The 21,165-nt window shown below is 69.8% G+C and carries 26 protein-coding genes; 8 read left to right on the forward strand and 18 right to left on the reverse strand.

The window, feature by feature from the left end; genetic code table 11:
- Positions 1 to 1,080: an ATP-binding cassette domain-containing protein gene (locus tag ACUYTF_RS03830; RefSeq protein ID WP_434143033.1), complete on the forward strand. Its 1,080-nt coding sequence runs from the start codon at positions 1 to 3 to the stop codon at positions 1,078 to 1,080.
- Between the two features lie 35 nt (positions 1,081 to 1,115).
- On the opposite strand, the gene ACUYTF_RS03835 is transcribed toward ACUYTF_RS03830, so the two are convergent.
- A complete protein-coding gene (locus tag ACUYTF_RS03835) occupies positions 1,116 to 1,589 on the reverse strand; it encodes a deaminase (RefSeq protein WP_434143032.1) in 474 nt (157 codons plus the stop codon).
- Between the two features lie 17 nt (positions 1,590 to 1,606).
- On the opposite strand from ACUYTF_RS03835, the gene upp reads away from it, so the two are divergent.
- The 3 genes from upp to ACUYTF_RS03850 all read left to right on the forward strand — a co-directional run bounded on the left by upp (position 1,607) and on the right by ACUYTF_RS03850 (position 3,993).
- Positions 1,607 to 2,245 carry a uracil phosphoribosyltransferase gene (upp, locus tag ACUYTF_RS03840; protein WP_434143031.1) on the forward strand — a complete coding sequence of 213 codons (639 nt, stop codon included), beginning with the start codon at positions 1,607 to 1,609 and terminating at the stop codon, positions 2,243 to 2,245.
- A gap of 411 nt (positions 2,246 to 2,656) precedes the next feature.
- The gene (locus tag ACUYTF_RS03845) at positions 2,657 to 3,346 is read left to right on the forward strand and encodes a winged helix-turn-helix domain-containing protein (protein ID WP_434143030.1); all 690 of its coding nucleotides are present in this window, start codon (positions 2,657 to 2,659) and stop codon (positions 3,344 to 3,346) included.
- A gap of 98 nt (positions 3,347 to 3,444) precedes the next feature.
- A complete protein-coding gene (locus tag ACUYTF_RS03850) occupies positions 3,445 to 3,993 on the forward strand; it encodes a DUF4870 domain-containing protein (protein ID WP_434143029.1) in 549 nt (182 codons plus the stop codon).
- A 74-nt stretch (positions 3,994 to 4,067) separates the two neighbouring features.
- Here ACUYTF_RS03850 and codB read toward each other — a convergent pair whose 3' ends face one another.
- The 3 genes from codB to ACUYTF_RS03865 are packed head-to-tail and all read right to left on the reverse strand — an operon-like array spanning position 4,068 to position 6,546.
- Positions 4,068 to 5,378, reverse strand: a complete 1,311-nt coding sequence (codB, locus tag ACUYTF_RS03855; protein WP_434143028.1) for a cytosine permease — start codon at positions 5,376 to 5,378, stop codon at positions 4,068 to 4,070.
- On the reverse strand, positions 5,375 to 5,884 hold the full coding sequence (locus tag ACUYTF_RS03860) for a deaminase (RefSeq protein WP_434143027.1): 510 nt from the start codon (positions 5,882 to 5,884) through the stop codon (positions 5,375 to 5,377). The genes codB and ACUYTF_RS03860 overlap by 4 nt, the downstream gene beginning before the upstream one ends.
- Positions 5,885 to 5,931: 47 nt before the next feature.
- Entirely contained in the window at positions 5,932 to 6,546 is a 615-nt protein-coding gene (locus tag ACUYTF_RS03865) for a LysE family transporter (RefSeq protein WP_434143026.1), read from the reverse strand.
- Between the two features lie 94 nt (positions 6,547 to 6,640).
- On the opposite strand from ACUYTF_RS03865, the gene ACUYTF_RS03870 reads away from it, so the two are divergent.
- The 3 genes from ACUYTF_RS03870 to ACUYTF_RS03880 all read left to right on the forward strand — a co-directional run bounded on the left by ACUYTF_RS03870 (position 6,641) and on the right by ACUYTF_RS03880 (position 9,176).
- Positions 6,641 to 7,567: an ArgP/LysG family DNA-binding transcriptional regulator gene (locus ACUYTF_RS03870; RefSeq protein WP_434143025.1), complete on the forward strand. Its 927-nt coding sequence runs from the start codon at positions 6,641 to 6,643 to the stop codon at positions 7,565 to 7,567.
- Between the two features lie 3 nt (positions 7,568 to 7,570).
- Complete coding sequence (locus tag ACUYTF_RS03875; RefSeq protein WP_434143024.1) at positions 7,571 to 8,488, forward strand: AEC family transporter; 918 nt, start codon at positions 7,571 to 7,573, stop codon at positions 8,486 to 8,488.
- A gap of 112 nt (positions 8,489 to 8,600) precedes the next feature.
- Positions 8,601 to 9,176, forward strand: a complete 576-nt coding sequence (locus tag ACUYTF_RS03880) for a nitroreductase family protein (RefSeq protein WP_434143023.1) — start codon at positions 8,601 to 8,603, stop codon at positions 9,174 to 9,176.
- Positions 9,177 to 9,192: 16 nt separating this feature from the next.
- Here the strand turns inward: ACUYTF_RS03880 and ACUYTF_RS03885 are convergent, their stop codons facing one another.
- The 11 genes from ACUYTF_RS03885 to ACUYTF_RS03935 form a co-directional block, all read right to left on the reverse strand.
- Positions 9,193 to 9,588 (reverse strand): hypothetical protein, encoded by a 396-nt coding sequence (locus tag ACUYTF_RS03885; RefSeq protein ID WP_434143022.1) that lies wholly within the window; start codon positions 9,586 to 9,588, stop codon positions 9,193 to 9,195.
- Positions 9,589 to 9,601: 13 nt separating this feature from the next.
- A complete protein-coding gene (locus tag ACUYTF_RS03890) occupies positions 9,602 to 10,396 on the reverse strand; it encodes a uroporphyrinogen-III synthase (protein WP_434143021.1) in 795 nt (264 codons plus the stop codon).
- Between the two features lie 181 nt (positions 10,397 to 10,577).
- Positions 10,578 to 10,835: a DUF3618 domain-containing protein gene (locus ACUYTF_RS03895; protein ID WP_434143020.1), complete on the reverse strand. Its 258-nt coding sequence runs from the start codon at positions 10,833 to 10,835 to the stop codon at positions 10,578 to 10,580.
- Positions 10,832 to 11,281 carry a phage holin family protein gene (locus ACUYTF_RS03900; protein WP_449279347.1) on the reverse strand — a complete coding sequence of 150 codons (450 nt, stop codon included), beginning with the start codon at positions 11,279 to 11,281 and terminating at the stop codon, positions 10,832 to 10,834. Before ACUYTF_RS03900 ends, ACUYTF_RS03895 begins: the two co-directional genes overlap by 4 nt.
- A complete protein-coding gene (locus ACUYTF_RS03905) occupies positions 11,278 to 11,580 on the reverse strand; it encodes a YtxH domain-containing protein (RefSeq protein WP_434143018.1) in 303 nt (100 codons plus the stop codon). The genes ACUYTF_RS03900 and ACUYTF_RS03905 overlap by 4 nt, the downstream gene beginning before the upstream one ends.
- Before the next feature lie 78 nt (positions 11,581 to 11,658).
- Entirely contained in the window at positions 11,659 to 12,966 is a 1,308-nt protein-coding gene (locus ACUYTF_RS03910; protein ID WP_434143017.1) for a hypothetical protein, read from the reverse strand.
- Positions 12,959 to 14,071: a CPBP family glutamic-type intramembrane protease gene (locus ACUYTF_RS03915; RefSeq protein WP_434143016.1), complete on the reverse strand. Its 1,113-nt coding sequence runs from the start codon at positions 14,069 to 14,071 to the stop codon at positions 12,959 to 12,961. Before ACUYTF_RS03915 ends, ACUYTF_RS03910 begins: the two co-directional genes overlap by 8 nt.
- Before the next feature lie 15 nt (positions 14,072 to 14,086).
- On the reverse strand, positions 14,087 to 15,472 hold the full coding sequence (locus ACUYTF_RS03920) for a glycine--tRNA ligase (RefSeq protein WP_434143015.1): 1,386 nt from the start codon (positions 15,470 to 15,472) through the stop codon (positions 14,087 to 14,089).
- 165 nt (positions 15,473 to 15,637) lie between these two features.
- The gene (locus tag ACUYTF_RS03925; protein WP_434143014.1) at positions 15,638 to 16,006 is read right to left on the reverse strand and encodes a type II toxin-antitoxin system death-on-curing family toxin; all 369 of its coding nucleotides are present in this window, start codon (positions 16,004 to 16,006) and stop codon (positions 15,638 to 15,640) included.
- Entirely contained in the window at positions 16,007 to 16,213 is a 207-nt protein-coding gene (locus ACUYTF_RS03930; protein WP_434143013.1) for a ribbon-helix-helix protein, CopG family, read from the reverse strand.
- Between the two features lie 91 nt (positions 16,214 to 16,304).
- Positions 16,305 to 17,240: an NAD(P)-dependent oxidoreductase gene (locus ACUYTF_RS03935; protein ID WP_434143012.1), complete on the reverse strand. Its 936-nt coding sequence runs from the start codon at positions 17,238 to 17,240 to the stop codon at positions 16,305 to 16,307.
- Between the two features lie 219 nt (positions 17,241 to 17,459).
- On the opposite strand from ACUYTF_RS03935, the gene ACUYTF_RS03940 reads away from it, so the two are divergent.
- Positions 17,460 to 18,704, forward strand: a complete 1,245-nt coding sequence (locus tag ACUYTF_RS03940; RefSeq protein ID WP_434143011.1) for an MFS transporter — start codon at positions 17,460 to 17,462, stop codon at positions 18,702 to 18,704.
- Between the two features lie 110 nt (positions 18,705 to 18,814).
- Here the strand turns inward: ACUYTF_RS03940 and ACUYTF_RS03945 are convergent, their stop codons facing one another.
- The 3 genes from ACUYTF_RS03945 to ACUYTF_RS03955 are packed head-to-tail and all read right to left on the reverse strand — an operon-like array spanning position 18,815 to position 20,957.
- Positions 18,815 to 19,135: an SMR family transporter gene (locus tag ACUYTF_RS03945; protein ID WP_434143010.1), complete on the reverse strand. Its 321-nt coding sequence runs from the start codon at positions 19,133 to 19,135 to the stop codon at positions 18,815 to 18,817.
- A complete protein-coding gene (locus ACUYTF_RS03950) occupies positions 19,132 to 19,509 on the reverse strand; it encodes an SMR family transporter (RefSeq protein ID WP_434143009.1) in 378 nt (125 codons plus the stop codon). Before ACUYTF_RS03950 ends, ACUYTF_RS03945 begins: the two co-directional genes overlap by 4 nt.
- Positions 19,506 to 20,957, reverse strand: coding sequence for an FAD-dependent oxidoreductase (locus ACUYTF_RS03955; RefSeq protein ID WP_434143008.1), 1,452 nt, complete (start codon positions 20,955 to 20,957; stop codon positions 19,506 to 19,508). Before ACUYTF_RS03955 ends, ACUYTF_RS03950 begins: the two co-directional genes overlap by 4 nt.
- Positions 20,958 to 21,165 lie beyond the last annotated feature (208 nt).

The following is a 21,165-nucleotide window of genomic DNA, read 5'->3' on the forward strand; positions in this document are numbered from 1 at the left end:
GTGTCACCCGTTTCCACTGCCACCGGTTCATCGGTCCGCCTCGAGGGCGTCACGAAGGCCTACGGCGCGACCACCGTGCTGCACGACCTCGACCTCTCGCTCGCGCCCGGCGAGCTGATCTGCCTGCTCGGCCCCTCGGGCTGCGGCAAGACGACCGCGCTGCGCTGCATCGCGGGGCTCGAGACCGTCTCGAGCGGCCGCGTGCTCATCGGCGATGCGGATGTCACCGAGGTGCCCGTGAACCGCCGCGACATCGGCATGGTCTTCCAGCAGTACTCGCTGTTCCCGCACCTCACGGTCGCGCGCAACGTCGAGTTCGGGCTCGGCATGCGGCGCGTGCCGAAGGCCGAGCGCACCTCGCGCAGCGCCGAGATGCTCGAGATCGTGGGCCTCGGCCACCTCTCCGAGCGCTTCCCGCACGAACTGTCGGGCGGCCAGCAGCAGCGCGTCGCCCTCGCCCGCGCCCTCGTCACCCGACCGCGCGCCCTGCTGCTCGACGAGCCGCTCTCCGCGCTCGACGCGAAGGTGCGCGTGCGCCTGCGCGACCAGATCCGCGCCATCCAGACCGAGCTCGGCATCACGACCGTGTTCGTCACGCACGATCAGGAGGAGGCGCTCGCCGTCTCCGACCGCGTCGCCGTCATGGAGAGCGGCCGTATCGCGCAGCTCGGCACCCCCGAGGAGCTCTACCGCCGCCCGGCGACGCCCTTCGTCGCCGACTTCGTGGGCCTCTCGAACCATCTCGAGGGCGAGGCCTCGGGCGATCGGGTGATCGTGCGCGGCGCAGCGCTGCCGGTCATCGCGGGCGATGCCGCGCAGGGGTCTCTCCAGGGATCGACCGTCACCGCCTACGTGCGGCCCGAGCACGTGCGGCTCGTCGCCGCCTCGGGGTCGGCCTCCGGGGCGCTCATCGCGACCGTCGTCTCGAGCGGCTTCCTCGGCGCGATCCGCCGCACCGTCGTGCAGTTCGACGACGGCGTCAGCCTCGCGGCCCAGCACGGCACGGAGGCGGCGTTCGCCGCGGGCGACCGCGTCGAGGTGTCGTTCGCGGGCGAGCCGGTCACCGTCGCCCCGCGCTGACCCGCGCCCGCCCCGGCTGTCCGCAGGGACGGGGTTCAGCGGCGCTCGGCGAAGAACTCGCGCAGCAGCTCGGCGCACTCCGCCTGCCGCACCCCGGTCACGACCTCGGGCACCGGGTGCGGCAGCCGGCCGTCGCGCAGCAGATCGTAGACGCTGCCGACGGCGCCCGCCTTCTCATCCCACGCGCCGAACACGATGCGCGGCACGCGGGCCGCGAGGATGACGCCCGCGCACATGACGCACGGCTCGAGCGTCACGACGAGCGTGCAGCCGTCGAGCACGCGGTCTCCGAGCGACGCCGCGGCCCGCCTGATGGCGACGACCTCGGCGTGGGCCGTGGGATCCCTGTCGGCCTCGCGCGCGTTGCGCCCGGTACCGATCAGCTCGCCGCCCGGGCCGAGCACGATCGCCCCGACCGGGATCTCGCCGCTCGCCGCCGCTCGCCGCGCCTCGTCGAGGGCGCGCCCCATCGCGGCTTCTTCGGCTGAGGATGGAGGGATCGTCGACACGCCAATATGATAGTTCCATGCGCCTTTTCGTAGCGGACCACCCCCTCATCACCCACAAGCTGACGGTGCTGCGCGATAAGAACACGCCGCAGCCGACCTTCCGACTGCTCGTCGAGGAGCTGATGACGCTGCTCGCCTACGAGGCGACCCGCGAGGTGCGCGTCGAGCCGATCGAGATCGAGACCCCCGTCTCGCCGACGACGGGCGTGCGCCTCACCGAGCCGCTGCCCCTCATCGTGCCGATCATCCGCGCCGGCCTCGGCATGCTCGAGGGCATGGTGAAGCTCGTGCCGACCGCCGAGGTCGGGTTCCTCGGCATGATCCGCGATGAGGAGACGCACGAGCCGACGACCTACGCCGAGCGCCTGCCCGACTCGCTCTCGGGCCGCCAGTGCTTCGTGCTCGACCCGATGCTCGCGACCGGCGGTTCGCTCGCCGCCGCCATCGACTTCCTCTTCTCGCGCGGCGCCGACGACGTCACCGCCATCTGCATCCTCGGCACGCCCGAGGGCGTCGAGGCGATCCGCGAGGCCGTGGGCGACCGCAATATGACGCTGGTACTCGGCGCGCTCGACGAGGGTCTCGACGAGAACGCCTACATCGTTCCGGGTCTCGGCGACGCCGGCGACCGCCTCTACGGCACCATCGACCACTGAGCCGACCCGCCCGCGTCGTGCCGCGCACCGCAGTGTGACGCCGTGTGACGCGGCGGGGGTCCCGTCGGAATATTCCGACCTTGACACACTGCGCAATGTTTTGCTTAACTTGGCGTTATGCATGAGAACACCCGCACCCAGTCCGCCTTCGAGGTGAACTTTGGGACGACCGGCATGATGATGGCCGGTCGCGAGGTGATGTGCTGTCGAATGCTCATGCGCAGCGCGCACTGACTGCAGAACTCGAATTCTGCGCGCGTTGCATCGAACCATCGGGTTCGATCCGAGCCACGCGCCCGTCACGGGCATCCACCGCAAGCGAACCGCCGCACCGGCCCGCAGAGCTTGCACGCAACGCCGGCCCGTTCCGCGGCCGGCCCGCACCGACAGCATTTGCAAGGAAGCATCATCATGAACGCCACCACCATCCAGGCAGCACGACCCGACCTCACCGCCGCGGCACCCGCGCGTCCGACCTCCGAGCGCCACGTGCCCGAGGGCACCGAGGTGCGCGGCTTCGCCCTCTACGTGGGCCTCGCCGACGAGAAGATCGCCGAGGGCGACCCGAAGCTCGGCGCGATCGTCAGCCAGTTGAAGCAGCTCGTCGCCCAGCTCGCCCCCGCTGCCGAGACCTACGCCGCCGTCGCCCTCGCGCCGGAGGGCACCGGCGGCCGCGACGTCGAGGTCGTGCGCCTCGCGCTCGGCGACCCCGCCGCGCAGGCCCGCCAGAAGCAGAACGAGGCCGAGTCGCAGGATCGCGCCGCGAGCGGCGTCACCCTCGACCTGTCGCGCAAGCGCGTACTGCTCGACAACGTGCCCGCCGCGCTCACCTTCCGCGAGTTCGAGCTGCTGCAGTTCCTCGTGCTGCGCGAGGGGCAGACCGTGAGCCGCGACCAGCTGGTCGCCGGGCTCTGGGCCGACGCGCCCCTCGAAGAGGTGCCGAACGAGCGCACCATCGATGTGCACGTGCGCCGCCTGCGCGTGAAGCTCGCCCAGTACCAGGACATCGTGCGCACGGTGCGCGGCGTCGGCTACCGGTTCGACCGCCACGCCGACGTGCACATCCAGCACTCCTCGGCGCCGAGCCCCGACGTCTTCTGAGCCGGTCGCGGCGCCGGCCCGGGCCGCGCTGCCTTTCGCGATATCGCGCAGTGCAGTAACGTCATGGGTACGACCGTCCCACGATCAAGGAGGCCAACATGACGACTCTGCCGCCGGAAGACCCCCACCTGCCCGGCTCCGCCGACGGCGCAGAACCGCCCGCGCCCGCAGCCCCCGTGCCACCGGCCGCTCCTGCGGCCCCGGCCGACAGCGGCCCGCAGGCTCCGCCCGCACCCGGTTATCAGGCCCCGCCGCAGCAGGGCTACCAGGCTCCGCCCCAGCAGGGCTACTCGCAGCCCGCGGGCGGCTACCAGCAGGCTCCCGCCTCGGACCCTGTCAGCACCATCACGCTGAACTACTGGCTGTCGGTGTTCTTCACCTGGATCCCGGCGCTGATCTTCTTCCTCATCGAGAAGGACAAGGGCAACCAGCAGGCGTACGCCTTCCACCGCGACAATCTGAACTTCGCGCTGCTGCGCGTGATCGTGGGCCTCGTCGGCATCATCCCGTACATCGGGTGGGTCGTCGCCGTTCTCGGCGGCATCGTGCTGTTCGTCTTCCACATCATGGCCGCAGCGAAGGCCGGCGAGGCCTACCGCACGGGCCAGAAGCCGCCGTTCATCTTCAACATCCCGATGATCAAGTAGTCATCTGCGGAAGCAGAAGGGGTGGGCCGGGAATTCCCGGCCCACCCCTTCTTCTGCGTGTGTCGCCTGCGCCGCTACGCCGATGCGCGGCGGGGGCTCAGCCGGGCGCACACGACGGCGAGCACTCCGGCCGACAGCACGCCGATGACGGGCGGGATGCCAATTTCGAAGGCCCCCGCGAACCAGGCGAGCACGCACGCGACGACGTAGATCGCGAGGTTCGCCCAGTTGAAGTGCGGCAGCGGCTCGTCGATGGGCATCTGCGTGCGGCGCCAGCGCGCGAAGTAGTCGCCGATGATGACGCCGCCGAGCGGCGGGATGAAGGTGCCGAGCAGGCCGAGGTACTGCGGCAGGTAGTCGGCGATGCCGATGAGCGCGAGCACGGTGCCGATGATCGAGCCGCCGATGACGAACGGGATCTTCGTCGGCTTCTCGAACATCTCGGCGCCCGCGACGCCGAACGCGTACGCGGTATCGGCGTTCGACTTCCAGAGGTTGCCGAAGAGCAGGAACAGGCCCCAGCCGACCATGCCGAGCTGGAAGAGCACCTGCACGAAGTCGCTTACGCCGAAGGTGATCGAGCCGATCGCGCCGAAGAAGATCATGAGCGCGTTGCCGATGAGGAAGCCGACGAGGCAGGCGATCACGGCCTGCGTGCCGGTCTTCGCGAAGCGGGTCCAGTTCGGCGCCTGCGAGCCGGCCGAGATGAACGTGCCGACGACGATCGTGATGCCCGTCGCGATGCTCATGGTGCCGTTCGGGTCGAGCTCGGCGATCGCGCCCCAGCCGCCGCCGTGCGAGAAGGCACGGAACATGACCCAGAATGCGAGGATCAGGATGAGCGGGGTCGAGATCAGCGACACCCAGTACATGCCGTGGTAGCCGTAGCACGCGGTCGCGCACATGAGCGCGCTCGTTATGATCATGACCGCGGCCTTCGCGGCGAACGACTCCCATCCGAACGCCGCGGCCGTGAGCGTGCCGATCTCGCCGATGACGACGCCGTACCAGCCGATCTGCGTGCCGCCGAGCAGCAGCGACGCGAGCTTCGAACCGCGATCGCCGAGGGTGAAGCGCGCCATCACGACGGTGGTCAGGCCGGTCTTGGCTCCGATCCAGCCGATCAGGGCGACGTAGCCGCCGAGGATCACGGAGCCCACGGCGATGATGACCATCAGCTCGTTGAGACCGAACTCTCCGCCGAGCTGCGCGCCGGCGAGCATCGTCGGCGTGAAGATGGTGAAGCCGAGCAGCACCACCATGAGCGAGAAGAACGACTTCTTCGCGTGCGACGGCACCGGCGTCACCGGGTAGTCGGGGTCGACGACGGGCTCGCTCGACCGGCTCTTGCGTTCTGCCTCGAACGCAGCGGCGGGGTCGGTCACCGCTTGACCCCTGCCGCGGCGGTGCCGAGATCGTCGGTGTCGACGCCGATGTCCTCTGCCCAGATCTCGGGGCGCTCGGTCATCATGCGGTTCATGAGGTCGAGGCACTCCTCGTCGTCTGCGACGACGAGTTCGACGCCGTTCGATGCCAACCATTCCTCCGACACCTCGAAGCTGCGGTTCTCGCCGATGACGATACGTGGAATCTCGTAGAGGATAGCGGTGCCCGCACACATGGTGCACGGCGATAGCGTCGTATACAGTGTGCACTCGCGGTAGACGCTGGCCGGCAACCGCCCCGCAGTCTCGAGGCAATCGGTCTCGCCGTGCCGAGTCGCGCTGTCCATCTGCACGCGGCGATTCCGGCCGACCGCTACGACTTCGGGGCCGTTCGCACCGAACCGGACGAGCGCCGCCCCGATCGGCACGCCCCCCTCCTCCCATCCGATCTGCGCCTGTTCGATTGCGAGGTCCAAGAATCTGCGGTCATCTGCGTTGAAGTCCATGTTCGGAGTGTACTCGACGACCGCCGTTTCAGGGCAGTACCTCCTTGTCAACCGCCGACGCCGCCGAGGGCGAGGCGGGCGGCGATGACGAGCATGACGACCGCCACCACCCAGTCGAGCACCTGCCACGACCGCGGCGTCGCGAAGAAGCGCGTGAGCAGTCTGGCACCGTAGCCGAGCACGAAGAACCAGGCGATGCTGGCGAACGCGCCGCCGAGCACGAACCACCAGCGCGCGGGGTCGCCCTGCGCGTTGCCGATCGACCCCATCAGCACCATCGTGTCGAGGTACACGTGCGGGTTGAGCCAGGTGATGGCGAGGCAGGCGAGCACGGTCTTCTTCAGCGAACCGGCGGAGCCCGTGCCGGCGATCAGCGCTTCGGGCCGCATGGCGCGCCGAGCGGCCGTGAACGCGTACCAGAGCAGGAAGGCGACGCCGCCCCAGCGCACGACCTCGAGGAGGATCGGCGCGCGCTGCACGACGAAGCCGATGCCGGCGACGCCGAGGGTCTCGAGCAGCGCATCGGTGAGGCCGCAGATCAGCACGACCGGGAGCACGTACTCACGACGGATGCCCTGGCGCAGCACGAAGGCGTTCTGCGCGCCGATCGCCATGATGAGGGACAGCCCGCTGCCGAGGCCGATGAGAATGGGGAGGATCACGAGAACGACGTTACGGCCTCGCGGGGCCCCGGTGCTACTTGAGAGCCACTACAGATTCTGAAGTAGCATAAGAGATACTTCAGAAGGAGATCGCATGGGGCTACCGGTCGAACACCTGCCGACGTTCGCCGCGATCATCGAGGAGGGCAGCTTCGAGGGCGCCGCCCGCCGTCTCCACGTCACCCCGTCGGCGGTGAGCCAGCGCGTGCGCGCGCTCGAGCAGCGCGTCGGCTCGGTGCTGCTCAAGCGCACGCGCCCCGTCGAGGTCACGGAAGCTGGCGCCGCCGTACTGCGCGCAGCGCGGCAGCTCGCCCGCGTCGCCGACGACCTCGCGGAGGAGCTCGGGGCCGGGTCGACTGGCGGATCGCTGATCCCGCTCGTCGTGAACGCCGATTCGCTCGCCACCTGGTTCGTGCCCGCCCTCGCTCGTGCGGCGCGCGAGACGGGGGCCCGGTTCGAGGTCATGCGCGCCGACGAGACCGTCTCGACGGCGCGGCTGCGCAGCGGCGAGGCGATGGCGGCGCTCACAGCGACCGCCGAGGCGGTGCCCGGCTGCACATCGACGCGGCTCGGATCGGACCGCTACTACGCCGTCGCATCGGCAGATTTCGCCGCGACCCATTTCCCGCACGGGCTCACGGCGGACGCCCTCGCGGCCGCGCCGCTGCTCGAGTTCGACCGGCACGACATGTTCCAGCAGCGCTTCATCCGGCGCCGCACGCGGGCGCGCATCGACCCGCCGCGGCACTTCATCCCCTCCTCCGCCGAGTTCGCGGCAGCGGTCGAGCTCGGCATGGGCTGGGGGATGCTGCCCGCGCTGCAGTGCCGCGACCTCATCGCGAGCGGCCGTCTCACGCTGCTCGACCGGAACGCCCAGGTCTCGATCCCCCTGTACTGGCAGCGCTGGAATCTGCGCTCGCCGGTGCTCGACGCGCTCTCGCGCATCATCGCCGAGGAGGCGTCGGCGGCATTCGCCGTCGCGTCGACGCTCGACCTCGCCGTCGCGCAGGGCGAGGGCTGAGCGATGCTCGGGGTGCTGCAGGGCTTCGCGCTGATCCTCGGAGTGATCGCCGCGGGGTACATAGCGGCGCGCGTCGGCGTCGTGGTCGGCGAGCAGCGGCGCGTGCTGAACGACGTCGCCTTCTTCGTCGCGACCCCGGCACTGCTGTTCGCCGTGCTCGCGCGCAGCGAGCCATCGGTCAGCTTCTCCCCCGTGATCGTCGTGACGACCTGCGCCGCGGTCGTCTGCGCGGCGCTCTACCTCGTCGCCTCCCGGCTACGGTTCCCGCGCACGGCCGCGGAGACGACGCTCGGCGCCGCGACATCCGGCTACGTCAACTCGAACAACCTCGGGCTGCCGGTCGCGATGTACATCCTCGGGGACGCCGCGTACGTCGCGCCGCTGATCCTGGTGCAGCTCATCGTGTTCTCGCCGGTGATCATCACGATCCTCGAGGGCAGCCGGGGCGGCTCGCGAGGGCTCTGGTTCGCGCTCGGCCGCACGTTCTCGAACCCGATCATCATCGCGTCGCTGCTCGGGCTCGGCGTCGCCCTGGCCGGCTTCGACGTGCCCGAGATCGCCATGGGCCCGATCGATCTGCTCGGCGCGGCGTCGATCCCCATGATCCTGCTGAGCTTCGGCGCCTCGCTGCACGGCCAGCGCACGCTGCAGCCCGGCACCGGGCGCGCGGCCGTCTTCACGGCGTCGACGCTCAAGCTGCTCGTCATGCCCGCCCTCGCCTGGATGCTCGCCCGGTCGTTCGGCATCTCGGAGCACGAGGTGTTCGCGGCCACCATCATCGCCGCGCTGCCCACCGCGCAGAACATTTACAACTACGCTGCGACCTATCGCAGGGCCGAGACCATGGTGCGCGACACCGTCTTCCTGACGACCTTCGCATCATTGCCGGTGATCGCCGTCATCGCGTGGCTATTACGCTGACTTACGGCGGGGCGCACCGGATGCCGCGCACGGGAATAGCGTGGTGACGGGCCGCGTTGGACTCTGCGGCCGTGCACGACGCACCGCCGCAGAATTTTCTCGAGGAGAACGAATGAACCCCCGCGCAGCCCAGACCAGCGCCCCCGTCATCGATGCGCTCGCCGAGCGTTGGAGCCCCCGCGCCTTCGACACCGACCACACGTTCCGCGAGAACGCGCTGCGCAGCATCTTCGAGGCGGCGCGCTGGGCCCCGAGCGCGAACAACACTCAGCCCTGGCGATTCATCCTCGCCCGCCGCGGCAGCGAGAGCTTCGCGAAGATCGAGAGCGCGCTGATGGGCTTCAACCAGGCGTGGGCCGGTTCGGCCGCCGCGCTCGTCGTGAACATCGCCGAGGTCGTCGACCCGGAGGGCAACCCACGCACCTGGGCGGAGTACGACCTCGGCCAGGCGGTCGCGCACTTCAGCGTGCAGGCGCACAGCGAGGGCTACTTCACCCACCAGATGGGCGGGTTCGAGCGCGAGCGCATCATCGCGGACTTCGGCCTCGACGAGCGCCTGAAGCCGATCTCGATCACCGCGATCGGCACGATGGGGTCGCTAGACCAGCTCCCCGAGAAGCTGCGCGAGCGCGAGACCGCTCCCCGCGAGCGCATCGTGGTCGAGGATCTCCTCCTCGTGCGCGACTGAGGCCCGCGGCCGCGGTTCAATCGCTGTAGACCGCGGCCCCGTCGCCGTCGATGCGCAGCGCGCGCACGAGCTCGGCCGCGTGCGAAGTCGAGATGACGACGCGCGAGAAGTCGTCGAAGCCCTCGCGCCGCGGCGCATCCTCGAAATCGAGCACGACGGCGTCGCGGCCCGCGCGCACTGCGATGAAATCGCGGCCGGCCGAGCCGCGCCACGTACCGATCGCGAGGCCTCCGGGCACGCGGGCGCCCGGAGCGCGCACGCCGCGGATCCAGATGCGCGGGTCGTCGGTGATGATCGCCGACGCGATCGCGGCGCGGTCGAGCACGACGTCCTTGCGGCGCAGCGCGAGGAGCTGCTCCGACGCCGTGAGCCGGATGATCACGCGATCCTCGTGCACCTCGATGCGGGCCATGCGCGTTTCCCGCCTAGTCGAGCGTGTCGCTCTGATCGATGACCGCCTCGACGGTCTCGATCAGCGAGCGCTTGAGGTCGTAGAGGCGGTGGGCCGGGTCGTCGGCTTCGAGGGGCAGCCCGAGTTCGAGGGCCGTTTTGCGGGCGTTCACGCCGACGCAGAAGATCAGCGTGCTCTCGGGGAGCGTCGGGAACTGCTCGGCGACCTCGTGCGCGATCTTCGGCGAGGCGACCAGCACCGCGTTGATGCGGCCCGATTCGACGTCCTCGCGGATGTGCACCGAGGCGGGCACGCCCACGGTGCGGAACGCGAGCACCGGGGTCACGTCGTGGCCGCGATCGATCAGCCCGGTCGTGAGCACCGGCGTCGCCACGTCCGAGCGCAGCGTCAGCACGCGCAGCACCTCGCCCGAATCGATCTCGCTCCACTGCTCGAGCAGGGCGTGCGTCGTGTTCTCGTCGCCCTCGGGGGTGCGGGTGATCTTGTAGCCGGCATCGCGGAAGGCGAGCGCCGTGGCCTCGCCGACGAGCGCGACCTTCGTGTCGGAGTGGATGACCGCGTTGTGGTGCTGCAGCACATCGGCGACCGTGGAGCTCGTGGCGGTCAGCCAGTCGAACCGCCCCTCCTCGAGATCCTTGAGGGCGTGGACGAGCTTGTCCTCCTCGCTCGTGTGAGCGAAGTCGACCAGGGGGGCGATGACCGTCTGCGCTCCCTTGTCGCGCAGAGCCTTGGACACGAGGTCGCCCCACGTGCCGCCGCGCGGTACGAGCACACGCAAGCCGCAGAGCGGCTTCGACTCAGCGGACATATACCCCACTCACTCGATACTCGAACACTTGCAACCCCCGATGCATCTGCATGTTTCGGAAACCACGAAGATCCGGGTTCCTACCCGGCTCCACCTATTCTTACCCTGCTTGCGCGTCGACGCAAAACCAGAGCCCGTCGCGGCCGGAACGTGGCTGAACTGTGACCCGCGAGGCGGCCCGTCACAGGCGCCTCATGACCGCCGTCGCGACTCCCCAGACGACGAGGCCGACCGCTGCGGCGGCGCCGACCGCACCCGCGGCGAAGGCGAGCGGCTTCTCGCGCCTGCTGCGGGCGATGCCGCGGCGGGTGTCCGCGATGGCGTCGTCGATGCGCTGCGCGTAGTTCAGACGATCCTCGAGCTGCCCGAGCGTGTCGTAAAGCTCGGCGCGGGCCTGCGCTGCCTGCGCGATCCCCCGCTGCTTCTCCTCCGCGGTCATCGCCAGTTCCCCTCTCCGCCCGGGTGCGGCAGCCGTGATGCCGACGTATCCGCGTTGATGCGCACATCGCTGATCGCGGAGATGTCATCGCCGACCCGATCGAGCGTGTCCTCGGGTACCGGGTTGCCGCGCTTGATGAAGTACACCCCGACCAGGATCGAGGCGGCGGCGAGCAGCAGCAGCCCGAGCGCGACGACGAGGGCCGCGAGCCACCACGGCCAGACGAGCGCGAGCGCCGCGATGGCGGCGATGACGAGCGCTTCAAGCATGAAGAAGACGAAGAACAGCGCGATCACGATCGCGCCGGCCCCGATGCCGGCCTTCTTGGCCTTCACCAGGATCTCGCGCTTGGCGTTCTCGTACTCGACCTTCGCGAGCGTGACGATCTGCTGCGGCAGCCGGGCCAGCAGTTCGAAGGTGCCGGCCTGATCCTTCTTGCGACTCACAGGCCACCGCCCGGGTTCGCGGGCCCCGCTCCGCTCGCAGCGCCGTCTCCGCCCGTCGCGCCGTTGCCGGTGCGGCCGCCGCCGATGAGGTTCTTGCCGGCCTGCAGGGCCGCGCCCTTCACCTGGTCGATGCGGGTCTGCGCCGCGCCGCGCACCGCGGCGACGCCGCGCTGCACCGGAGGCGTGCCCCAGACCGCCTTGGCACCGCGCTTGATCTGCTCGTAGCGTTCGCGCCCCGCGCGCGTGCCGAGCACGTACCCGACGGCCGCTCCGAGCACGAATGCGACTTTGCCCTTCATGAAACCTCCTCGCCGATGGCGATGTTCGTTCTTGCGACTACCCTACTCGCCCGCCCGCGGCGCCCGCAGGCCGGCGCCTCATTCGGAGATGCCGAGCAATCTGCGCCGCAGCGCGATCGCCTCGGCGACGGCATCGGCCACGGCGGCAGCGAGGTCGCCGCCGTGCAGCGCTTCGCCGACGACGAGCAGCTCGCCGTTCGCCCGCCGCTCGGCGCCCAGCAGGGCCCGAGCAGTGTCCCGCTCGGCCAGCGATACGAATGGCGCGGCGCGCACCTCGGCCACGAGCTGCGCCTCCGCGACGAGACCCGACGCCGCAAGCGCGGCCCGCGCGTCGGCGAGCGCGTCGCCGGGCTCCGACGTCGCCGGGCCCGCGAGCCGTGCCTCGAGCGCTCCATCGCCTGCTGCCGCGACCCGCACCGACCAGAGATCGCCGTTCGGCGCGTCGACCTCGAGCACGGCCTCGGCGCCCGGTTCGTCGAGCACTCCGGCGAAGCCGCGATCCACCCCGCCCGCCTGCGCGACGAGCGCCCGCGCTCGCGCCCGCAGTCGGCGGGGTCGGAGCGCGTGCAGGGCTTCGACGATCTCGGGGGGCATCCCGGCCTCCGCACCGTTCGCAGCGCTCGAGAGCGCGTCGAGCCCGGCATCGACCACGACGACGTCTTCGGCCGCCTCTGCGGAGGGCGCGAACTCGACGCCGTAGTGGCCGAGCCGCTCCATGATGAGCTCGCGCGCGGCCTGCCAGCCGTCGGCCGGGGCCACACGGGTCTCCTGGCGCGCGTGGCGCTCGGAGTACGCGAGCACGGCGGCCGAGAGCGAGCCCGCCCGCGAGAACGTCTCGTTGAGACCCGGGGCCGCGATCGCGACTTCCACATCGACGGTGCCGAAGCGCTCGCGCACCAGCGGTGCGACGAGGCGCTCGAAGAGACCGTCGCCGAAGCGGCTGCGCACCAGCTTGCCGAGCTCGTGGGTCTTGCCGACGGTCAGCAGCGGCTTCACCCGGTCGAGGTAGGCGCGGAACGCGGCGCCGGTCGGGAGGAAGGCGAGGGAGTCGGCGGAGACCGGCACGGCGGGGATGCCCAGCACGGCGGGCTCGGGCACGCGCGACCAGGCCCCGCGCGCATCCCGCATGAATACGGGGCCGGGAGGCACCTGCACGGGGCGCACCCCGTGCAGTTCGGTGCCGCCCGCCGAGATCGGGGCTGCGATGCGGTCGAGCAGCGTCGCGATCGCGCCGTCGGCGTCGGCGACGGGCCCGTCGGGCCAGTGCCCGCTGCCCGCGGCGCCCGCGGCCGGCAGCAGCACGCGCACGTCGAGGCCGACTTCGGCCAGCTCGAAGGCGACGGCGCATGCGCTCAGGCTATCGCCGTGGATGCGGACCTCAACCATCTGCGCGTTCCCCCGCGGTGACGGTCATCGGCGCTTCGATACGGTCGATGCGCGAGCGGCGGCCGTCGTTGCGCCTGAAATCGCGGTCGACCCACCAGGCGAAGAGCAGCAGCCCGATGATCGAACCCGCCGCGGCGCCCGGCCCGCCGGTGCTCTCGGTCTGACCGGTCGGCCCGGCGACCCCCGTCGCCATGAGCCCGAACGCCACGAGGTTGTTCACCACGTGCAGGGTGATCGCGGCCTCGAGCCCGCCCGTGCGCCAGGCGAGCCAACCCGCGACGATCGCCAGGGCCACCACCGACAGCCATCCCCAGATGTCGTAGATGTGCGCGAAGCCGAAGAGCAGCGCCGGCACGATCACCGGGATCCACGGCCCGCGCGCGAAGCGCGCGAACGATCCCTGGCCGCGCGCACCGCCGAGCCAGGCGCCGAGCGACTGCATGAACGCCCCGCGGAAGACGACCTCTTCGGCCGTGGACTGGATCGGCACGAGCAGCAGCACGAACAGCATCGACCAGAGCGCGAGACTCGGGTCGTACGCGCCGGCCGGCGCTTCGGCAGGCGCCTCCCCGCCGAAGCCCGTCAGCACGAGCTCGAGCATGATGCCGAGCCCGTTCATCACGAACAGCGCGATGACGGCGGGCAGCACCGTGCGGCCGATCCAGCGCCAGCGGATGCGCAGCGCGACCGACCAGATGCGGGTCCACGGCTTCAGCCCGACGCTCATCATCGCGAGCATCGTCGCCGGGAGCATCACCGCCACCGACCCGAGGCCCAGCAGGATCGACGCCGGGTTCTGCGTATCGGGCAGCGCCAGGCCCGCGATGAAGTCCTGGAGAGCGGCCGGGTCGGAGAGGTCGACGCCCGACATCATCATCGCCGGGATGCCCACGACGAGCCCGACGACGATCGAGAGGGTGAGGAAGTAGAAGAAGCCGATGATGAGCGCGAGGAGCGGCTTCCACCACCGGTAGCGCGGGGCGCCGCGCAGCAGGCGATGGTATTCGAGCGGCTCCGTCTCGACGGGGCCGACCTGCATGACCGCGGCGGGCGGGGCCTGCTGGGCCCACGCCCACCCGGGCGGCGGAGTCTGCGGTTCGCTCATCGGTACGTGCGACGCTTAGGAGCCGCGCAGCCGCTCGGCGAGGTAGGCGTGCAGGCCCGAGACCGGCACGCGCTCCTGCTGCATCGAGTCGCGTTCGCGCACGGTCACCGCGTCGTCGTCGAGCGAGTCGAAGTCGACGGTGATGCAGAACGGGGTGCCGATCTCGTCCTGTCGACGGTAGCGGCGGCCGATGGCGCCGGCGTCGTCGAAATCGATGTTCCAGTCGTCGCGCAGGTCGGCGGCGAGTTCGCGGGCGAGCGGCGACAGCTTCTCGTTGCGGCTCAGCGGCAGCACGGCGGCCTTGACGGGGGCCAGGCGGGCGTCGAGACCGAGCACGGTGCGCTTGTCGGTGCCGCCCTTCGCGTTCGGCACCTCCTCCTCGCGGTAGGCGTCGACGAGGAACGCCATGAGCGAGCGGGTGAGGCCCGCGGCAGGCTCGATCACGTACGGCGTGTAGCGCTCGTCCTTGTTCTGGTCGAAGAAGCTCAGATCCTTGCCCGAGTGCTTCGAATGCGTCGACAGGTCGAAGTCGGTGCGGTTCGCGATGCCCTCGAGCTCGCCCCACTCGCTGCCGGTGAAGCCGAAGCGGTACTCGATGTCGGCGGTGCGCTTCGAGTAGTGCGACAGCTTCTCCTTCGGGTGGTCGTAGAAGCGCAGGTTCTCGGGGTCGATGCCGAGCCCGACGTACCAGTTCCAGCGCTCCTGCATCCAGTACTCCTGCCACTGTTCGTCGGTGCCGGGCTCGACGAAGAACTCCATCTCCATCTGCTCGAACTCGCGGGTGCGGAAGATGAAGTTGCCGGGAGTGATCTCGTTGCGGAAGCTCTTGCCGATCTGGCCGATGCCGAACGGGGGCTTCATGCGCGCCGACTGCAGCACGTTCGCGAAGTTCACGAAGATGCCCTGCGCCGTCTCGGGGCGCAGGTAGTGCAGGCCGGCCTCGTCGTCGACGGGGCCGAGGAAGGTCTTGAGCAGGCCCGAGAAGGCGCGGGGCTCGGTCCACTGGCCGCGAGTGCCGCAGTTGGTGCAGACGATCTCGGCGAGGCCGCCCTCGGGGGCGCGGCCCTTCTTCTCCTCGAACGCCTCGATGAGGTGGTCTTCGCGCTGGCGCTTGTGGCAGCTGAGGCACTCGACGAGCGGGTCGCTGAAGACCTCGACGTGGCCCGAGGCCTCCCACACCTGCTTCGGCAGGATGACGCTCGAGTCGATGCCGACGACGTCGTCGCGCTTCTGCACCATCGCCTTCCACCACTGGCGCTTGATGTTCTCCTTCAGCGCGGTGCCGAGGGGGCCGTAATCCCAGGCGGAGCGGGAGCCGCCGTAGATCTCACCGGCCTGGAAGACGAAGCCGCGGTGGCGGGCGAGGGCGATGACCTTATCGAGGCGGGACTGCTCAGCCATGTTTCTGTTTCACTCCAAGGTGCAAGCGGGGATCTTGGGACGGTGCGCGCCCGCACCGCGAAGCGGCGGCGCGCGAGTCTCCAGTCTACTCGCGGTGCACGCGCGGCCCGTCGAGATATACAGGGATCGCCGAGACTCGCGGATCCGGTCGGCTCGGGCGCCGGTTCACGGGGTGGGCGTCACGTGCGCGGCGATGACCGCCGCGATCTCGTCGAGCTCGAGCTTCGACTGGGCGACGGCGAGCACGAAGTCGAAGGCCTCGTCGTTCGCCATGGTGAGCTTGTATCTGTTCATCGCGAGGAAGGTCGCCGTCATGATCCAGGAGAAACGCTTGTTCCCGTCGAAGAGCGCGTGGTTCTGTGCGAGCGAGGAGAACATCGCCGCCGCTTTCAACTCGAGCGATTCATATGCGTCTTCGCCGAACATCGATGCTGCCGGTCGCGCCAGGGCCGAGGCGAGCAGCCCACGGTCGCGCACGTGGAACCCGAGACTTTGCGCGACACCCAGTGCCTGCGGAAGCTCGAGATACAGCATCTACGCGTCCTCGAGCATAGCCAGGAGTTCGGAGTATTCCTCCGCCACTTCCGCGGCGATGTTGACGGCAAGCTCCGTCTTCGCCTCCTGCGTGAGGAAGCGGCTCGCGGCCTCGATGATGAGCGCGTGCTTCGAGGTGTGCCGGGCGCGGGCCACCGCCTCGAGCTGCGCGTCGAGTTCTTCGGGGAGTCGCACCGTCATAGCCATACCAGAATGGTACCTCGGTACCGGATCGGCATCAATGATGGCGGAACAGCAGCGCGCAACGGGCGCCGCCGAGCTGCGGTGCGATACCCCCTCAGCCGCCGAGCATGATGTTCTCGGGCGCGCGCCCTTCGCGCAGCGCCTCGATCTGGCGCTCGATGAGGGCCGACATGCGCGGCAGCATCGCCGACGAGTCGCCGCCGACGTGCGGCGTGATGATCGTGCCCGGGCACGACCAGAGCGGATGCTCCGCCGGCAGCGGCTCGGGGTCGGTCACGTCGAGCGCCGCGCGCAGGCGACCCCGGTTCAGCTCGACCATCAGCGCCTCGGTGTCGACGACCGGGCCGCGCGCGACGTTCACGACGAGCGCGCCGTCGGGCAGGGCGGCGAGCGCCGCCGCGTCGATGAGGTGGCGCGTATCGTCGGTCAGCGGGACGCCGAGGACGACGATGTCGGCCTCGGCCAGCCGCTCGTGCAGCTCGGCGAAGCCGTGCACGTGCACCGTATCGCCCGCGAGGTTCTGCTCGTCGCGCGCGGTGCGGGCGAGCCGGGAGACCGAGGCCTCGAAGCCGGCGAGGCGCGCCTCGATCGCTTTGCCGACGCCGCCGTAGCCGACGATCAGCACACGGCGGTCGGCGAGACTCGGGAACGACCGCAGCTGCCAGCTGCCCGCGTCGCCAGCGCGCACGAACTCCGCGAGGCCGCGCTGCGAGGCGAGCGTCAGTGCGAGAGCGAGCTCGGCGGTCGACGTCTCGTGCACCGTGGCGGCATTCGCGAACGGCAGCCCCTCGGGCAGGTAGCGCTCGACGCCGTTGTACCCGATCGACTGCCACTGCACCAGGCGCACGTCGAGCTCTGCGAGGCGCGCGAGTCGGCGCGCTCCGCCCCAATACGCCGGCACCACGATGTCCGCTCGGTCGACGGGCGGCGGCCCCTCGAGATCCCAGGTCTCGAAGACGACGCCTTCCACATGCGCCAGGCTCTCGCGCAGGCCGGGGTCGGTCGGAAGTGTCACGACGAGATCGGTCATGCTCCCGAGTGTATCCGGGCGCCCGGCGCAGAAATCGGCGACGATGATTCGCGCAATGCGCAAGGCCCTGCGGCATATCGCTAGCAATCAATCACAAATGCGTGTATCTTTTTGCGTAAACCACAAAGTTCACTGCGGTTTTGCCGTCGACTCGAGCATGCACTACGACGTGAATGCGAGCGATGGCCTCTCGGCGCTGAGACAGAAAGTTACGTGCACATGCAATCCACGAACCCCTCGACGAAGTGGGTGATGCTGGGACTGTCCTACCTGGTCCTCATCGCATGCTTCATCCCGTACATCGGCTGGAGCGTCAGCCTGCTCGACATCCTCGACGAATTCACGCTCTCCAACGCCCAGGCAGGTCTGCTCGGCTCGATCACGGCGCTCGTCGGCGGCCTGATCCTGCCCTTCGCCGGTGTCATCGGCGACCGCGTGGGCATCAAGAAGATCATCCTCATCGGCATCATCGCGGCCCTCGTCGGCCAGCTGATGTTCGCTTGGGCCCCCGACTACACCCTGCTCATGCTCGGCCGCGCCATCAGCGGTCTCGGCGTCGGCCTGCTGTTCGTCGGCCCGTACACGATGGCCATCAACTGGTTCGAGCGCGAGCGCAAGAGCGGTATCGCGCTCGGCGTCATGTTCACCTCCGACGGCATCGGCTCGTACCTCTCGCTCTACGCCTTCGCCATCGTGCTCACCGCGTTCGGCTGGCGCACCGGCTCCGTCATCGGCGGCGTCTTCCTCGCGGTCGTCTTCGTCATCGCCGCCGTCTTCCTGAAGGATGCGCCGGTCGACGAGCCCGCCGTCGCAGTCGAGGCCGATGACTCCGGCCGCTCGACGCTCAGCTGGCTCTTCAGCCGCAACGTACTCGTCGCGTCGCTCTTCTTCATCGGCGAGTGGGGCATCTTCGCGATCGTCGCGGTCTGGATGCCCACGATCCTCATCGAGGAGGCGGGCTGGAACCCGACCCTCGCCGGTCTGCTCGCGTCGCTCTACGTGATCTTCGGCATCATCCCGTCGATCCTCTTCGGCCTGATCTCGGACCGCATGAACCGCCGCAAGGCGCTCATCATCGCGGCCGGCGGCGTGATGACCGTCTCGATGGCGCTGCTCACCACCTTCCTCGCGAGCGGCAACTACGCGCTCGTCGCCATCCTGCTGCCCGTCGTCGGCCTCGGCGTCTACACGGGCATGCCGGTCGCGCTGGCGCTCGCCGCCGACTCGGTGCCCGCGGGCAAGGCCGGCGCGGTCAACGGCTTCGTGCTCGGCATCGGCTTCATCGTCGGCGGCTTCGTCTACCCGTACGTCATGGGCGCGGTGAAGGATGCGACCAGCGAGTACACATCCGGCTTCATCGCCATGGTCGTGGCCACGCTGCTCTTGAACTTCATCATCCCGATGTTCGGCAAGGACACCCGCCGCAGCACCGCGAACGCGGCGGCCGTCGCCACGCAGGCGTAGGCGGCGCGACAGCACGCAGCGGGCCCCGTCGGTTTCGACCGGCGGGGCCCGCTGCGTTGTGCGCTCGCGCGCGTCGTCAGGGATCCCTGCAGGGATCGGCGAGACCGATGTCAGCCGAGTTCGACGAGCACGACCCCGCTGATCATGAGCGCGATGCCGATGCCCATCAGCAGGGTCAGCGGCTCCTCGAAGAGCTTCCGCGCGAGGAGCGCCGTGAGCGCGACGCCGCACGCCGCCCAGATGCCGTAGGCGACGCCGAGCGGCATGCCGTGCGAGAGCGACACGAAGAGCAGCGCGTACGAGAGGACGTAGCCCGCGATGACGGGCGCGATCCAGCGGCGCTTGCGGAACCCGTCGGAGTGCCTGAGCGCCAGGGTCGCGGCGACCTCGACGCCGATCGCGCCGCCGAGCGCGAGATACGCCCCGATCACGTCGGGATGCCCCGGCCGGGCCGGCTGAGCCGGCGCTGATGCACCTCCGAGCCGACTTCGACCACGATGACGCCAGCTGCGATGAGCGCGAAGCCCGCGCCCATGAGCGGCGTGATGCGCTCGTCGAAGAGCGCCCACGACGCGAGCGCGGTCAGCACGACGCCCGAGGCGCCCCAGATGCCGTAGGCGACGCCGATCCCCTTGCCGTTGCGCAGCGTCAGCGCGAGGAGCCAGAACGCAGCGGCGTAGCCCGCGCCCACCACGATCACGAGCCACGGCGCGTGCATGACCGCCTTCAGGCTCACCGTCGCGATCACTTCGGCGACGATCGCGCATCCGAGGAACAGATTGGCACGAGCGCCGCGCGAGATCACGAATCGAAGCCCATCTTGAGCTTGCCGAGCAGCCACAGCCACAGCCCCTGCTTGCCGCCCCGGCGATCGGCGCGGGCCATCATCAGCGAGGTGAACGTGATCGCAGGCCAGACGAAGGGCTCGGGCGGGAACGGGATCGGCTGCGAGCGCACGAGCTTCGAGCGGGTGCGCTCGTTGTCGACGCCGTTCAAGAGGTCGAGCATCACGTCGCCCGCGAAGCGCGTCGCCGCGACGCCGAGGCCCGTGAAGCCGAGCACCGACACGACCTGGCCGTGGTAGGCGCGGGTGAAGAACGAGAAGAACCGGCTGCAGGTGTCGATCATCCCGCCCCAGGCGTGCGTGACCTTGATGCCTGTCAGCTGCGGGAAGACCGTCTCGAGGTGCACGACGAGCCTGCGGAACGTCGGCTCGCTGACGTCGTACTGCGGCTTGATCTTGCGGCCGAAGTGGTAGAGCGCGTCGTAGCCGCCGAAGAGGATGCGCGTGCGGCCCTCGGCGTCGGTGAGCAGGCGGAAGTAGTGGAAGCGGCTGTTCATCGTCGTGAGGCCCTGCTCGAGCTGCCAGCCGAGGCTCTCGCGCTGCTCGGCGGTGAGCGGTTCGGTGACGATCGCGTAGTCGTAGACCGGCACGGTGTGCAGGCGGTTGCGGCGCAGGAGCGGTGTGAAGCCGTTCGTCGCGAGGGCGACGTGGCGCGCCGTGATACGCACGCGCGGGGTCGAGACGATGACGCCGCGGCCGGCGCCGATCTCTTCGATGTCGGTCGCGGGGGTGTGCTCGTAGACGCGCACGCCGAGCTTCACGCAGGCGTCGTAGAGGCCGCGCGCGAGCGCGACGGGATTCAGCACGACGCCCTCGGCGGTCGCCCAGCCGCCCGCGAGCGCGGCCGGGGTGCGCACCTGCTCCTGCAGCGCGTCGCCCTCGAGCATCTTCACGGTGCTATCGGAGGCGGCGAGCTTCTGGAGGCTCTGCACCTGGTGGGGCTCGGTCGCGAGCTTGATGACGCCGTGCGGGCGGATGTCGCAGTCGATGCCGTAGCGCTCGATCGTCTCGAGGAGGCCCTCGAGGTTCTCCTCGCCGAGCCGCTCGAGCAGTTCCTTCTCCTTCGGGAGGTGGATGTCGGCGTTCGAGCGGCCGTGCGTGAGGCTCGGCTCGCAGAAGCCGCCGTTGCGGCCCGACGCCGCCCACGCGACGCGCTCCGCCTCGATCACGACGACGTCGCGGTCGGGGTAGCGCTCCTTCGAGCGCAGGGCCGTCCACAGGCCCGCGTAGCCGCCGCCGACGACGAGCAGGTCGGTCTCCGTGCTCCGTTCGAGCGCCGGTGCGTCGGCGGGGTGGCCGAGGTCGTCGAGCCAGAACGGCACCCGCTTCGCGTCAGCGAGAGCCGCTTCGGCCCTGCCGAAATCCGCCTTCTTCTCGGCTGTCTCAAAAAGCGTCGGTCGCTGCTGCACTGCGGTTCTCCTTCGGAACTACTGCTGATCCGCTCTGCGCTTCGGTGCTGCCGCGGGCCGAGCCCGCTTCGTCTCCACCGATGGAGGCGTCCGCGCTTCGCACCGGGTTAGCGGAATTCGCAACGACTGACGCCGATAAATTGCAGATTCAACAAGGTTGACTCCACGAATGCTATTACATCAGCTACAAAATCACCATTAATGTTGT

It is taken from the genome of Leucobacter sp. GX0328 (genome assembly GCF_053567315.1).